General features: G+C 54.9%; 17 protein-coding genes. 11 read left to right on the forward strand and 6 right to left on the reverse strand.

The features are described from left to right. Window positions 1-17: 17 nt before the first annotated feature. The 3 genes from mlaD to mlaF are packed head-to-tail and all read right to left on the reverse strand — an operon-like array spanning window position 18 to window position 2,173. Window positions 18-566, reverse strand: a complete 549-nt coding sequence (mlaD, locus tag FHC48_RS07105; RefSeq protein ID WP_008501455.1) for an outer membrane lipid asymmetry maintenance protein MlaD — start codon at window positions 564-566, stop codon at window positions 18-20. A 4-nt stretch (window positions 567-570) separates the two neighbouring features. Continuing rightward, on the reverse strand, window positions 571-1,353 hold the full coding sequence (gene mlaE / locus FHC48_RS07110) for a lipid asymmetry maintenance ABC transporter permease subunit MlaE (protein ID WP_008501454.1): 783 nt from the start codon (window positions 1,351-1,353) through the stop codon (window positions 571-573). Between the two features lie 7 nt (window positions 1,354-1,360). After that, on the reverse strand, window positions 1,361-2,173 hold the full coding sequence (gene mlaF / locus FHC48_RS07115; RefSeq protein ID WP_008501452.1) for a phospholipid ABC transporter ATP-binding protein MlaF: 813 nt from the start codon (window positions 2,171-2,173) through the stop codon (window positions 1,361-1,363). Window positions 2,174-2,400: 227 nt separating this feature from the next. Between mlaF and FHC48_RS07120 the strand changes: the two genes are divergently transcribed. The 11 genes from FHC48_RS07120 (at window position 2,401) to npr (ending at window position 10,320) form a co-directional block, all read left to right on the forward strand. Continuing rightward, entirely contained in the window at window positions 2,401-3,378 is a 978-nt protein-coding gene (locus FHC48_RS07120; RefSeq protein WP_023326167.1) for a calcium/sodium antiporter, read from the forward strand. A 13-nt stretch (window positions 3,379-3,391) separates the two neighbouring features. Next, a complete protein-coding gene (gene kdsD / locus FHC48_RS07125; protein WP_008501450.1) occupies window positions 3,392-4,378 on the forward strand; it encodes an arabinose-5-phosphate isomerase KdsD in 987 nt (328 codons plus the stop codon). A 14-nt stretch (window positions 4,379-4,392) separates the two neighbouring features. Then, entirely contained in the window at window positions 4,393-4,959 is a 567-nt protein-coding gene (gene kdsC / locus FHC48_RS07130) for a 3-deoxy-manno-octulosonate-8-phosphatase KdsC (protein ID WP_008501449.1), read from the forward strand. Next, on the forward strand, window positions 4,956-5,531 hold the full coding sequence (lptC, locus tag FHC48_RS07135) for an LPS export ABC transporter periplasmic protein LptC (RefSeq protein ID WP_021242266.1): 576 nt from the start codon (window positions 4,956-4,958) through the stop codon (window positions 5,529-5,531). Before kdsC ends, lptC begins: the two co-directional genes overlap by 4 nt. Then, window positions 5,500-6,054 (forward strand): lipopolysaccharide ABC transporter substrate-binding protein LptA, encoded by a 555-nt coding sequence (gene lptA / locus FHC48_RS07140; protein WP_008501447.1) that lies wholly within the window; start codon window positions 5,500-5,502, stop codon window positions 6,052-6,054. Before lptC ends, lptA begins: the two co-directional genes overlap by 32 nt. A gap of 6 nt (window positions 6,055-6,060) precedes the next feature. Further along, window positions 6,061-6,786: an LPS export ABC transporter ATP-binding protein gene (gene lptB, locus FHC48_RS07145; RefSeq protein WP_008501446.1), complete on the forward strand. Its 726-nt coding sequence runs from the start codon at window positions 6,061-6,063 to the stop codon at window positions 6,784-6,786. Between the two features lie 47 nt (window positions 6,787-6,833). Continuing rightward, entirely contained in the window at window positions 6,834-8,267 is a 1,434-nt protein-coding gene (rpoN, locus tag FHC48_RS07150; protein ID WP_008501445.1) for an RNA polymerase factor sigma-54, read from the forward strand. A 22-nt stretch (window positions 8,268-8,289) separates the two neighbouring features. Next, window positions 8,290-8,577 carry a ribosome hibernation promoting factor gene (gene hpf, locus FHC48_RS07155; RefSeq protein ID WP_008501444.1) on the forward strand — a complete coding sequence of 96 codons (288 nt, stop codon included), beginning with the start codon at window positions 8,290-8,292 and terminating at the stop codon, window positions 8,575-8,577. A gap of 82 nt (window positions 8,578-8,659) precedes the next feature. Beyond that, a complete protein-coding gene (gene ptsN / locus FHC48_RS07160; RefSeq protein WP_008501443.1) occupies window positions 8,660-9,151 on the forward strand; it encodes a PTS IIA-like nitrogen regulatory protein PtsN in 492 nt (163 codons plus the stop codon). Between the two features lie 45 nt (window positions 9,152-9,196). Beyond that, window positions 9,197-10,051: an RNase adapter RapZ gene (gene rapZ / locus FHC48_RS07165; RefSeq protein WP_008501442.1), complete on the forward strand. Its 855-nt coding sequence runs from the start codon at window positions 9,197-9,199 to the stop codon at window positions 10,049-10,051. Further along, window positions 10,048-10,320, forward strand: a complete 273-nt coding sequence (gene npr, locus FHC48_RS07170; RefSeq protein ID WP_003861872.1) for a PTS phosphocarrier protein NPr — start codon at window positions 10,048-10,050, stop codon at window positions 10,318-10,320. The genes rapZ and npr overlap by 4 nt, the downstream gene beginning before the upstream one ends. Before the next feature lie 41 nt (window positions 10,321-10,361). Here npr and mtgA read toward each other — a convergent pair whose 3' ends face one another. From mtgA to arcB, 3 genes are all read right to left on the reverse strand, one after another. After that, the gene (gene mtgA, locus FHC48_RS07175; protein ID WP_008501440.1) at window positions 10,362-11,087 is read right to left on the reverse strand and encodes a monofunctional biosynthetic peptidoglycan transglycosylase; all 726 of its coding nucleotides are present in this window, start codon (window positions 11,085-11,087) and stop codon (window positions 10,362-10,364) included. Further along, window positions 11,084-11,737, reverse strand: coding sequence for an isoprenoid biosynthesis glyoxalase ElbB (gene elbB / locus FHC48_RS07180; protein ID WP_032653621.1), 654 nt, complete (start codon window positions 11,735-11,737; stop codon window positions 11,084-11,086). Before elbB ends, mtgA begins: the two co-directional genes overlap by 4 nt. Window positions 11,738-11,969: 232 nt before the next feature. Continuing rightward, complete coding sequence (gene arcB / locus FHC48_RS07185; RefSeq protein ID WP_059363810.1) at window positions 11,970-14,303, reverse strand: aerobic respiration two-component sensor histidine kinase ArcB; 2,334 nt, start codon at window positions 14,301-14,303, stop codon at window positions 11,970-11,972. Window positions 14,304-14,366: the final 63 nt, after the last annotated feature.

The raw sequence follows: 14,366 nt of genomic DNA on the forward strand, positions 1-14,366 counted from the left end.
AATGACTTCTCCTGATATTAATTCGCAGCACCTGGGGTCGGCGCAGCATTGGTATGGTCTTCACTCTGCGCAGGGGCATTGTCAGACTTTTTATCATCCCCTTTACTGTTGTAAAGGAACTGACCAATCATATCTTCCAGCACCATGGCGGACTTGGTGTCCTGGATCACGCTCCCGTCCTTAAGGATAGTCGTTCCCAGCTCGGGGTCTTCAAAACCGACGTTAAGCGCCAGATATTGTTCGCCCAGCAGACCGGAAGTCCGGATAGAAAGGGAGCTGGTGTCCGGAATGTGGTTGTAACGCTCTTCGATATCCATCGCGACACGTGGCAGATAGGTCTTCTCATCCAGCGTAATGTCAGATACGCGTCCGATCACCACGCCGCCAATACGGACCGGTGAACGCGCCTTCAGCCCGCCGATGTTATCGAAGGTGGCATAGATGCGATACGTCGGCTCGGTGCGCACAGACGTGATATCCGCCGCTCTCAGGCAGATAAACAGCGCGGCCAGCAGCGCCAGCAGCAGGAATACACCGACCCAAATTTCATTTTTTCTCGTTTGCATGAACTCAATTCCCAAACATCAGTGCGGTGAGCACAAAATCCAGACCCAGTACGGCCAGCGACGAATGAACGACTGTACGTGTAGTTGCGCGGCTAATGCCCGCCGACGTCGGGATGGCATCGTAACCATTGAACAATGCAATCCAGGTGACCGTAATGGCAAATACCACGCTCTTAATCAGGCAGTTAATCAGATCCATTCGCAGATCAATGGCGTCCTGCATGGCAGACCAGAAGAAACCGGCATCAATGCCTTTCCAGTGCACGCCAACCAGCGAACCGCCCCAGATCCCCACGGCGACAAACAGAATCGTCAGCAGCGGTAAAGAGATGACCCCGGCCCAGAAACGCGGCGAGATCACGCGACGCAGCGGATCGACCGCCATCATCTCCATGCTGGAGAGCTGCTCGGTCGCGCGCATCAGGCCAATTTCAGCCGTTAAGGCCGACCCCGCGCGCCCGGCGAACAGCAGCGCCGCCACAACGGGCCCCAGTTCACGCAGCAGCGAGAGCGCCACCAGCATCCCGAGGCTGGTTTCCGCACTGTAGGTTGTCAGCACCAGGTAGCCCTGCAGACCCAGCACCATACCGATAAACAGACCGGAGACAATGATGATGAGCATCGACAGCACGCCGACGTTATAAAGCTGACGCACCAATAGCGGCGCGTGCTTGCGGAATTCCGGCTTGCCGACCAGCGCGTTGAATAACATCAATCCGGCACGCCCGAACGTCCTGATGGTTTTTATGCCACGGTGTCCGAGAGCGGCCAACGCATTTAACAGCATGAGTGGCTTAACTCCCTATTCCCAGTAAATCGTCACGATAGTCGCCCGCCGGGTAGCGGAACGGCACAGGGCCATCGGCAATACCGTCAAGGAACTGCCGCACGCGCGGATCGCAATTTTCCTGCAGCGCCTGGGCGCTACCGTGTGCGACGATCTTTTTGTCCGCTACGATGTAGGCGTAATCGGCAATGCTCAATACTTCAGGTACATCGTGAGACACCACAATGCAGGTGACGCCAAGCGCGCTGTTCAGTTCAGAGATGAGCTTCACCAGCACGCCCATCGTGATGGGATCCTGCCCGACAAACGGTTCGTCGAACATGATTAAATCAGGTTCTAATGCGATGGCTCGCGCCAGCGCGGCACGACGCGCCATCCCGCCGGACAGCTCCGAAGGCATCAGCTTCGCGGCGCCCCGCAGCCCGACGGCTTCTAGCTTCATCATCACCGTGCTTTTCAGCAGCGCAGGCGGCAGGCTGGTATGCTCGCGCAGCGGATAGGCAACGTTATCAAAGACGTTCATGTCGGTGAACAAAGCCCCCGACTGAAAGAGCATGCTCATGCGTTTGCGAACAGTATACAGGCGCGAGCGCGACATCTCCGGGATGTTTTCGCCGTCAAAGAGGATTTCACCGCTATCCGGTGGGATCTGCCCACCGATAAGGCGGAGCAGGGTCGTTTTACCGATCCCGGACGGCCCCATGATGGCAGTAATTTTGCCACGCGGCACGGTCAACGAAATATCATCAAATATCAATCTGTTGGCGCGAGAAAAACTCACCCCGCGGACATCGACTAAATTCGCCATGGTTTGGCTCATTTATGGTTCCTTTCTTATCCTGCTCACGTTAAGGCATGTAGCCTGAATCAGCCCTAAACTCCGCATTTTTACAGAATAATAACCGTAGAGGTTAGCGAAAGCTGGCATTTGTTTTACTTTTCCAGCGCATAAAGTCAAAATTAGGAATTCGTTACGCCTCAGACTGTATGCAGTCCAGCCATTCCCGAGCAATGGACCGACGAGTATACCTGAAGAAAGGACTTTTGATGCTTTTAGCAACAGCACTGTTAATAATTGGTTTACTGTTGGTGGTCTACAGTGCTGACCGTTTAGTGTTTGCTGCATCTATCCTGTGTCGCCTGAGTGGCGTACCGCCTGTTGTCATCGGGATGACCGTGGTCAGCGTAGGAACGTCGCTTCCTGAAATCATCGTCTCTGTCTCTGCCTCGCTGCATGGTCAGGTAGACCTGGCAGTCGGCACCGCCATTGGCTCTAACATCGTCAATATTTTATTGATTTTAGGCCTGGCCGCGCTGCTCCATCCTTTTCGCGTGCATTCTGATGTTCTGCGCCGTGAATTGCCGCTAATGTTACTCGTAAGCCTGCTGGCAGGGTGCGTATTTTACGATGGCGTACTGAGCTACAGCGACGGCATTTTCCTGCTGGCGCTGGCCGTTATTTGGCTGCTGTATAGTGTTAAGATCGCCCGTCTGGCTGAAAAGCAGGGTCAGGATAGCCTCACGCGCGAGCAGGTCGCCGAGCTTCCGCGAGAAGGCACGCTGCCTGTTGCCCTGCTCTGGCTGGGCGTCGCACTGATCATCATGCCGATGGCAACGCGCATGGTCGTGGATAACGCGACGGTGCTGGCGAACTATTTTGCCATCAGCGAGCTGACTATAGGCCTGACGGTGATTGCCATCGGCACCAGCCTGCCGGAGCTGGCCACCGCCATTGCGGGGGGACGTAAAGGTGAGGATGACATTGCCATTGGTAATATCATCGGTTCTAACATTTTTAATATCGCCATTGTGATGGGCCTGCCGGCCCTTATTTCGCCAGGGCCCTTTAATCCTCTGGCGTTCTCACGTGATTACGGCGTGATGTTGCTGGTCAGCGTAATTTTTGCCCTGCTCTGCTGGCGGCGGCAACGACAGATCGGCAAAGGCGCAGGCGCGCTGCTGACGGGTGGATTTATCGTATGGATGGCGATGCTGTACTGGCTCTCGCCTCTTCTCTCTGGGTAAACGGAAACGCATTATGTCGCAAATAGAATTGCAGCCGGGTTTTGACTTTCAGAAAGCAGGCAAAGACGTTCTGGAGATTGAACGTGAAGGTCTGGCGCAGTTAGATCAGTACATTAATCAGGATTTTAGTCTGGCATGTGAGAAGATATTCTACTGCGCCGGCAAAGTCGTGGTGATGGGGATGGGCAAGTCCGGCCACATTGGACGCAAAATGGCGGCAACCTTTGCCAGTACCGGCACCTCTTCCTTCTTTGTCCACCCGGGGGAAGCCGCGCACGGGGACCTGGGTATGGTCACGCCGCAGGATATCGTCATCGCGCTCTCCAACTCCGGTGAGTCCAATGAAATCCTGGCGCTCATCCCGGTTCTGAAGCGACTGCAGGTGCCGCTGATTTGCATGACCAGCCGCCCGGAAAGCAGCATGGCGCGTGCAGCCGATATTCACCTGTGCGTGAAGGTTCCTAAGGAGGCCTGTCCGCTCGGTCTGGCGCCGACCTCCAGCACCACCGCTGCACTGGTCATGGGCGATGCGCTTGCCGTGGCGCTGCTTGAAGCCCGTGGCTTTACGCCGGAAGATTTCGCGCTTTCCCACCCGGGCGGCGCGCTGGGGCGCAAGCTCCTGCTGCGGGTAAACGATATTATGCACACCGGGGATGAGATCCCTCACGTCAGTAAAGAAGCCTCCCTGCGTGATGCGCTGCTGGAAATCACCCGCAAGAATCTGGGGATGACGGTCGTGTGCGACGATCTGATGAAAATTCAGGGGATCTTCACCGATGGCGACCTGCGTCGCGTGTTCGACATGGGTGTCGATGTCCGCACGCTCGGCATTGCCGACGTGATGACGCCGGGCGGTATCCGCGTGCGTCCAGGTACGTTGGCCGTGGATGTGCTGAACCTGATGCAGTCCCGCCATATCACCTCCGTTATGGTTGCCGATGGCGACCAGTTGCTGGGTGTGGTACATATGCATGATCTGCTGCGCGCAGGCGTAGTGTAATGAAGGATAAGACAATGAGTAATGCGGGTGCATCCCTTGCAACCTGTTATGGTCCGGTCAGTACGCAGATGATGGCAAAGGCGGAAAACATTCGTCTGCTCATCCTCGATGTGGATGGGGTTCTCTCCGACGGCCTGATTTACATGGGCAATAATGGTGAAGAGCTGAAGGCGTTTAACGTTCGCGACGGCTACGGTATCCGCTGTGCGCTCACCTCGGGGATTGAGGTGGCGATCATCACCGGACGAAACGCTAAACTGGTAGAAGACCGCTGTGAAACCTTAGGTATTACCCATCTGTATCAGGGTCAATCCGATAAGATGGCGGCGTTCAATGATTTACTGGGTAAACTGGCTATCGCACCGGAAAACGTGGCCTACGTCGGGGACGACCTGATTGACTGGCCGGTGATGGCTGAAGTTGGGCTGAGCATCGCCGTTGCCGATGCGCATCCGCTGCTGATCCCGCGCGCCGACTACGTTACCCACATCAACGGTGGCCGCGGCGCTGTCCGTGAAGTCTGCGATCTGCTTCTGCTGGCGCAGGGCAAGCTTGATGAGGCCAAAGGGCAATCGATATGAGTAAAACCAGACGTTGGATTATCATTTTGCTTTCGCTTGTCGCACTGGTATTGATTGGCGTGAACCTTGCCGATCGCGACGATACGCAAACGGAAGTGATCAACAATACCGATCCAACCTATAAAAGCGATCACAGCGACACCGTGGTCTATAGCCCGGAAGGCGCGCTGAACTATCGCCTGATTGCCCAGCATGTTGAATATTTTTCCGATGATGGCGTTTCATGGTTTACCCAACCTGTGATGACCACATTTGATAAAGACAAAGTGCCGACGTGGTCAATTAAGTCAGATCGGGCCAAACTGACAAATGACCGTATGCTTTATCTGTATGGCCACGTTGAAGTCAACGCCCTGACCGCTGACTCGCAACTGCGAAAAATTACGACGGATAATGCCCAGATCAACCTGGTAACCCAGGACGTGACGTCGCAGGATCTGGTCACACTGTATGGCACAACATTTAATTCCAGCGGTTTAAGAATGCGCGGGAACTTACGCAGCAAGAACGCCGAGCTGATTGAAAAGGTTAGAACCTCCTATGAAATTCAAAACAAACAAACTCAGCCTTAAAGTAATTATCGCCAGCGCGATGCTGGCGGCCAGTCTCCCCGCGCTTGCTGTAACGGGCGATACCGACCAGCCGATCCATATTGAGTCCGACACCCAGTCTCTCGATATGCAGGGTAACGTCGTCACCTTCACGGGTAACGTCGTCATGACCCAGGGCACCATCAAAATCAACGCCGACAAAGTGGTCGTGACCCGTCCGGGTGGCGAGCAGGGCAAAGAGATTATCGATGGCTATGGTAATCCGGCGACCTTCTACCAGATGCAGGACAACGGCAAGCCGGTGAAAGGCCGCGCTACGCACATGCACTATGAGCTGGCGAAGGATCTGGTCATCCTGACCGGGAATGCGTATCTGGAACAGCTGGACAGCAACATTACCGGCGACCAGATTACCTATCTGGTTAAAGAGCAAAAAATGCAGGCCTCCAGCGAGAAAGGCAAACGCGTGACCACCGTACTGGTTCCGTCGCAGCTGCAGGACAAAGGCAAGGGCCAGGCCCCGGCACAGAAGAAGAGTAACTAATTCGTTATGGCAACATTAACTGCAAAAAACCTCGCGAAGGCCTATAAGGGCCGCCGTGTCGTAGAAGATGTCAGTCTGACCGTCAACTCCGGCGAAATCGTGGGGCTGCTTGGCCCGAACGGTGCGGGTAAAACGACCACCTTCTACATGGTCGTGGGTATTGTGCCGCGCGATGCCGGCAACATTATCATTGACGATGAAGACATCAGTCTTCTGCCGCTGCACGCGCGCGCGCGTCGCGGGATCGGCTATCTGCCGCAGGAAGCCTCCATTTTCCGTCGTCTCAGCGTTTACGACAACCTGATGGCGGTCCTGCAAATTCGTAACGACCTGACCAACGAACAGCGTCAGGATCGTGCTAACGAGCTGATGGAAGAGTTCCACATTGAGCATCTGCGCGACAGCCTCGGTCAGGCACTCTCCGGGGGCGAACGCCGTCGCGTTGAGATTGCGCGTGCGCTGGCCGCAAACCCGAAATTTATCCTTCTGGATGAACCGTTTGCGGGCGTTGACCCCATCTCCGTTATCGACATTAAACGTATCATTGAGCACCTGCGCGACAGCGGGCTTGGCGTACTGATCACCGACCACAACGTGCGTGAAACGCTGGCCGTGTGTGAACGCGCCTATATTGTCAGCCAGGGCAATCTGATCGCCCACGGTACGCCACAGCAGATCCTCGAAGACGATCATGTTAAGCGCGTCTATCTTGGGGAAGACTTCAGACTCTGATAGGGTAGAGGTAACGTAACGCCGAACCGGAGAAAAATGCTCTGAACATGAAGCAAGGTTTGCAATTAAGGCTCAGCCAACAACTGGCGATGACGCCGCAGCTACAGCAGGCAATTCGCCTGTTGCAACTGTCCACGTTAGAACTTCAGCAGGAGCTTCAGCAGGCGCTGGACAGTAACCCCCTGCTGGAACAAACCGATCTTCATGACGAGGTAGATACCCAGCAATCGCAGGATACTGAAGCGCTCGATACCGCGGATGCACTCGAACAAAAAGAGATGCCCGACGAGCTTCCGCTTGATGCCAGCTGGGATGAAATCTACACCGCCGGAACGCCTTCCGGTACGCGTGCAGACTACCAGGACGATGAGCTACCGGTCTATCAGGGCGAAACCACCCAGTCGCTGCAGGATTACCTGATGTGGCAGGTGGAACTCACCCCCTTCTCCGATACCGACCGCGCGATTGCCACGTCGATTGTCGATGCCGTTGACGACACCGGCTATTTGACCGTCACCCTCGACGATATACTGGAAAGCATGGGCGACGACGAGATTGAGCTTGAGGAAGTCGAAGCCGTTCTGAAGCGCATCCAGCGTTTCGATCCGGTAGGCGTGGCCGCAAAAGATCTGCGCGACTGCCTGCTGATCCAGCTTTCTCAGTTCAGTAAAGAGACGCCATGGCTCGAGGAGGCGCGCGCGATCATCAGCGATCATCTGGATCTGCTGGCGAACCACGATTTCCGCACCCTGATGCGCGTCACGCGCCTGAAGGAAGAGGTGCTGAAAGAAGCGGTGAATCTGATCCAGTCGCTCGATCCGCGCCCCGGTCAGTCGATCCAGACCAGCGAGCCCGAGTACGTGATCCCGGATGTGCTGGTCAGAAAACACAACGGCCGCTGGGTCGTTGAACTGAATTCAGACAGCATCCCTCGCCTGCAAATCAACCAGCAGTATGCCTCCATGTGCACCAGCGTGCGTAACGACGCCGACAATCAATATATTCGTAGCAATTTGCAGGAAGCGCGATGGCTGATCAAAAGTCTGGAGAGCCGAAATGATACGCTGCTACGCGTCAGCCGCTGTATTGTCGAACAGCAGCAGGCGTTCTTTGAGCAGGGCGAAGAGTATATGAAACCGATGGTGCTGGCGGATATCGCCCAGGCCGTCGAGATGCATGAATCAACCATTTCCCGTGTCACCACGCAGAAGTATCTGCACAGTCCACGCGGTATTTTTGAGCTTAAGTATTTCTTCTCCAGCCATGTGAATACCGAGGGCGGCGGCGAAGCGTCGTCCACGGCCATTCGTGCTCTGGTGAAGAAGTTGATCGCCGCGGAGAATCCCGCGAAGCCACTAAGCGACAGTAAGTTAACCACCATGCTGTCCGATCAGGGTATTATGGTGGCACGTCGTACTGTTGCGAAGTATCGAGAGTCTTTATCCATTCCGCCGTCCAACCAGCGTAAACAGCTGGTCTGACACAACCGATAAGGAAGACACTATGCAGCTCAACATCACTGGACAAAACGTCGAAATTACTGAGGCTTTACGCGACTTTGTGAACGCGAAGTTTGCAAAACTCGAGCAGTATTTCGAAAGAATCAATCAGGTCTACATTGTGTTGAAAGTGGAGAAAGTGACTCATATCTCGGATGCCACCCTGCATGTTAACGGGGGGGAACTGCATGCCAGTGCGGAAGGGCAAGACATGTACGCTGCTATCGACGGCTTGATTGATAAGCTTGCGCGACAGCTCAATAAACATAAAGATAAACTGAAACAACACTAATTGTCCGGGCAGTTAACGGGTGCAGGACGGCCTGTTGTGAAACACAACAGGCCATTTGTACAGTTAGCGCTTAGGTGAAATTATGATGAACAACGATTCCGCTCTTCAACTGAGCAATGTCCTTAACCAGGAATGTACCCGCAGTGCGGTTCACTGCCAGAGCAAAAAACGTGCGCTGGAAATCATCAGTGAACTGGCCGCAAAACAGCTGGGCCTGCCGCCGCAGGTGGTGTTCGAAGCGATTCTGACTCGTGAAAAGATGGGCAGTACCGGTATCGGCAACGGCATCGCAATCCCGCACGGCAAGCTGGAAGAGGATACCCTGCGTGCCGTCGGTGTGTTTGTGCAGCTTGAAACACCGATCGCCTTTGATGCCATTGATAACCAGCCCGTCGATCTCCTCTTCGCGCTGCTGGTGCCTGCTGACCAGACGAAAACCCATCTGCATACGCTGTCGCTGGTCGCCAAACGTCTGGCTGATAAAACCATTTGCCGTCGACTGCGCTCGGCTCAAAGTGATGAAGAGCTTTATCAAATTATCACCGAAGCAGAAGGCAATCAGGATGATGCATAACCAGGAGATGGCCTTCACATCTGTTGTCCTGAGGAGAAACGGAACATGGTGCTGATGATTGTCAGCGGTCGTTCAGGGTCGGGGAAATCCGTGGCTCTGCGCGCGCTGGAAGACATGGGTTTTTACTGCGTCGATAACCTTCCGGTCGTGTTGTTGCCCGACCTGGCCCGTACGCTTGCCGAGAGACAGACCTCGGCTGCCGTCAGTATCGACGTTCGTAACATGCCGGAATCGCCAGAGATCTTCGAGCAGGCAATGAGTAACCTGCCTGACACGTTCTCGCCTCAGCTGCTGTTCCTCGATGCAGACCGGAATACCCTGATCCGCCGCTACAGCGACACCCGTCGTTTGCACCCGCTTTCCAGTAAGAACCTCTCCCTGGAGAGCGCAATCGATGAAGAGAGCGATCTGCTGGAGCCGCTGCGTTCTCGCGCCGACCTGATTGTCGACACCTCTGAGATGTCCGTTCACGAGCTGGCGGAAATGCTGCGTACCCGGTTGTTGGGTAAACGCGAGCGCGAACTGACGATGGTGTTCGAATCCTTTGGCTTCAAGCACGGTATCCCGATTGATGCGGATTATGTTTTCGACGTGCGCTTCCTGCCGAACCCGCACTGGGATCCGAAACTGCGTCCTATGACCGGTCTGGATAAACCCGTCGCGGCCTTCCTCGACAGGCACACAGAAGTTCACAATTTTATCTACCAGACGCGAAGCTACCTTGAGCTATGGTTACCTATGCTGGAGACAAACAATCGCAGCTACCTGACGGTAGCGATTGGCTGTACCGGCGGTAAACATCGTTCGGTCTACATCGCCGAACAGCTGGCCGACTACTTCCGCTCGCGCGGAAAGAACGTTCAGTCCCGTCATCGCACGCTGGAAAAACGTAAAACATGACCGTAAAACAGACCGTTGAGATCACCAATAAGCTGGGCATGCATGCGCGCCCGGCGATGAAGCTGTTTGAGCTGATGCAGGGTTTCGATGCAGAAGTTCTGCTGCGGAATGACGAAGGTACCGAAGCGGAGGCGAACAGCGTGATTGCGCTGCTGATGCTGGATTCCGCCAAAGGGCGTCAGATTGAAGTCGAAGCCACCGGCCCCCAGGAAGAGGAAGCGCTGGCGGCGGTGATTGCGCTGTTTAACGCAGGGTTCGACGAAGATTAAGGTCTCTGCCCTTCAGGCGGGTGGCGCTGCGCTTACCCGCCCTACATAAGTTTGTTGCTCTCCATAAACCCTTCTCCTCCCAACTGACGCATCTGGCGCATAATCCACGCCTGACGGCTTCGCACGTACCCTGAGGGGGCACTGGCTTTAAAGCGGAGGGGATTAGGCAGAACAGCCGCGAGCAGCGCCGCCTCAGACATGCTCAGCTTGCTGGCGGGTTTATTAAAATAGCGTTGTGATGCAGCTTCGACACCAAATACCCCGTCGCCAAACTCGGCAACGTTGAGATACACGGTCAGAATGCGCTTTTTGCTCCAGACCGTTTCCATGCCCAGGGTAAGCCCCGCTTCCAGCCCCTTTCGCACCCAGCTGCGGCCGTCCCACAGAAACAGATTTTTGGCCGTCTGCTGCGACAACGTTGACGCGCCGCGCACGCGGTTTTCATGGCGTTCGTTATGGGCCAGCGCCTTCTCAATGGCCGCAACGTCGAACCCCCAGTGCTCAGGGAATTTCTGATCCTCCGCTGCGATGACCGCCAGCCCCATGAAAGGAGAGATCTCGTCCATGCTTACCCAGTCAGAATGGGCAACATAGCCGAAATCGCCGCTGAGCCACGCGCCGAGCTGACGCTCAACCATCACGGCAGAGAACGGGACCGGCATAATGCTGAACACGGCCAACCCGCCTCCCCAGAACACCGCCATGACGAGAACGATGCGTAGAAGAAGGCGTTTCACCCATGCGCCTGCGGAAAACGGACGCCTCATTCCGTCAGCACCAGCACGCGGGCGACCAGTTTTTCAATGCCCACGGCGGCTTCCGCGATATTCTTCGCCAGCATATACGCAGGCGTGGTGACAATCTTGTTATCTTCATCAACCACAATGTCATCCACCGGGCACGGAACGTGTTCGCCCCCCATTTCTTCGACAATCTCTGCGGTATCAATATCCGTCCCGATGGTCAGGCGCAGCGGGAAATCAAAAATTTTAGGCAACATCGCCGGTGCGATACAGATAAAGCCCAGCGGTTTTCCTGCCGCATGCATGGCCTGCGACAGCGCTTTGAGATGAGGATCGATCTGACACTCCGCGCCCTGCGCGGCAAAGGTACTGAGATTTTTGGCTGCGCCAAACCCACCCGGCACAATGAGCGCATCAAGCTCTGCAGGGTCTGCCTGAATAAGAGGATGGATGTCACCTCGCGCAATGCGCGCGGCTTCAATCAGCACGTTACGGGTTTCCGCCATCGGCTCACCGGTCAGATGGTTAATCACATCCGCCTGATTTTTGTCCGGTGCAAAACAAATCACCTCGGCTCCCTGCTTAGCCAGGGCCAGCAGCGTGATGACGGCTTCGTGTATCTCAGAGCCATCGTAAACACCGCATCCGCTTAGCACGACACCAATCTTTTTCATCATGACAATCCTTTTCTGCAACTTGCTGAAGCACATTAATAATTTTGATTAAAACGCTATGCTTCACACATTTCACTGATTCATGTAACAAACCATTTAAGATTTGCTATCTTATCTGCGTGCGGCCTAAATTTTTCAGGCAGCGCCCTTTCAAAAATAACGTTTAAAAACAGGCGCAGCCACGATTTCCCTGGTGTTGGCGCAGTATTCGCGCACCCCGGTTAATCCGGGGTCATTTTTTTCTGGCGTCAACCCAGGTTTTTAGCACCGCCACATCGTTTTGCCATTCCTGTTTCATCTCTTCAACCCAATCACCCACGTTATCTTCCCATGCAGGTAAATCAGGCGACTGAATCTGTTGCCCTAGCTGCTGCAGATGGCGTAAGCCAACCGAGCCGGCGGCACCTTTGATTTTATGTCCTTCTTCCACGATCCCTTTCTGGTCACGGGCCGTCAGGTTGGATTCCAGCACGCTCAGATAGCCCGGCATCATTTTTTCGAACACCGCCAGACCGTCGGTAATCAGTTTCGGCCCCACCAGATCGATGTACTGCTCCAGCATCGCGGTATCGAGTATCGTTTGGGCTTTTGCGCTATCAACAGACGTCATGGTGCTCTCCTCTTCATCATGGGTATCCCAGAACTTTTTGATCATAGCGGTCAGAGCAGGCACCGCCAGCGGCTTGCTGAGTACATCGTCCATACCGGCGTCGAGATACTCTTTTTTATCTTTCAGCACGTTCGCCGTCAGGGCAACCAGCGGCGGCAGTTCGTCGGCCGCGTACTGACGCGTCAACTCGCGCGAGATATCCAGCCCGGTCATATCCGGTAATTGAATATCCAGCAGAACAAGATCGTATTCGCCTGGTTTAAACATCTCCAGCGCGGCTTTACCGGTCATCGCGACATCCACGCTGTTGCCCAGTTTTTCCAGTACAGAGCGCGCCACAATTACGTTCAGCTCAATATCTTCCACCAGCAGGACGTGCAGGGCAGGCAGCGGCATATCGTCATTTTCAAAGGTATCCTCTACCTCTTCCGCCACCGCAGGGGCATGGACCGTCAGCGTGAAGGTTGACCCTTTGCCCGGTTGGCTGGCAACGGTGATATCGCCGCCCATACTCTTCGCCAGACGTTTAGAGACCGCCAGGCCAATGCCCGTACCGGTGGCCGGTTTCCCACCGTTGCTGTCCTTCACCTGATAGTACATGGCGAAGATTTTGTCCTGCTCCTCCAGCGGAATACCCATCCCGGAGTCTTCCACCTCGAAGTGCAGCATGTCACCTTCGTCATAGCGGATACGCACCGCCACCTTTCCTTTCTGGGTAAATTTCACCGCGTTGCTGATCAGGTTCCACAGGATCTGGCGCAGTCGCGTGCCGTCCGTCACCACTTTATGCGGCAGCGGCAGGGTTGGCTCCATGACAAAGCTCAGTCCCTTCTGCTGCGCCTGCAGGCCAGACAGGTTTTCCAGATCGGCAAGGAAGCTGGTGAAATCCACAGGCTGGTTATCAAGCTGAACTTTACGGCGCTCCATCTTATCCATATCAATAATATCGTTGAAGATATTACCCAGCGTGACCGCTGAAACATGGATAGTCTTGAGGTATTTTTCCTGCTCTGCGGTCAGGTCGGTATCCAGCAGAATACGGCTCAACCCGACGATGCCGTTAAGCGGCGTACGCAGCTCGTGGCTGATGGTGGAGATAAAGGTGGTCTTGTCGCGGCTGGCGCGCTCCAGGGCATCCTGATAGCGCTTACGCTCGGTAATATCGCGGCCAAAGCCCATCAGGCCGTGGCGTTTCCCCACGCGGTCATAGTAGGGCACCTTACGGATCTCAAAGCAGGCTTTGCGCCCGTCCGGGTAATCCAGCCACTGTTCATAGGTCAGCGAGACGTTATGACGGAAGACTTTTTCGTCGGTCTCCATGACCTTGGCCGCCGCCTCTTCAGAGTAAACGTCCTGCGGCTTCAGGTGTATCAGCTGCTTCTCGCTTTTCCCGGTGAGCAACTCCATCGCCCGGTTACAGCCGGAAAACTCTTTATCTTCATTACGGTAGAACACCAGATCCGGCGACGCATCCAGGAACGATCGCAGGAAAGAAGATTGCTGCTCAAGCTGGATCTGAGTGACCTCGCGCTCTTTCATTTCGATTTTCAGCTGCTCCAGGGTGGCCTGACGCTCGGCCTCCGCTTTCTCACGATCTGAAATCTCCTGATTCAGCTGCGCAATGTTGTCTTTGAGCTGGACGTTGAGCTTCAGGTCACGCTCGCGCATCTCTTCCAGCTTATCCACCAGCTTAGACAAACGCTGGCGGGACTCTTCCAGCTGTTCAACCACCACGGAAAGGAAATAGACCGCCCAGGGAGTAATAAGCAAGCCAAAGAAGATGGAGCGGATGACGTCGATACTCTCGACCTGACCATGCAGAACCATGGTAACCGCCATTTGCACGACAATGGCCAGAACGACCAGCGCCAGCGCAAGCAGCATGGAAAAACGCACCAGCCCAAGCTTCATCATCAGGTCGACGTAATACTGGGCAAGCATTCGAATTTGCTTCATAGAGGATCCCTTCACGACGTTATCGCTCAATAATACTCAAATTCGCGGCGGGACGTTGAAGGT

This window comes from Enterobacter sp. EC_50 (assembly GCF_019584525.1).
Classification (GTDB): Bacteria; Pseudomonadota; Gammaproteobacteria; order Enterobacterales; family Enterobacteriaceae; genus Enterobacter; species Enterobacter roggenkampii.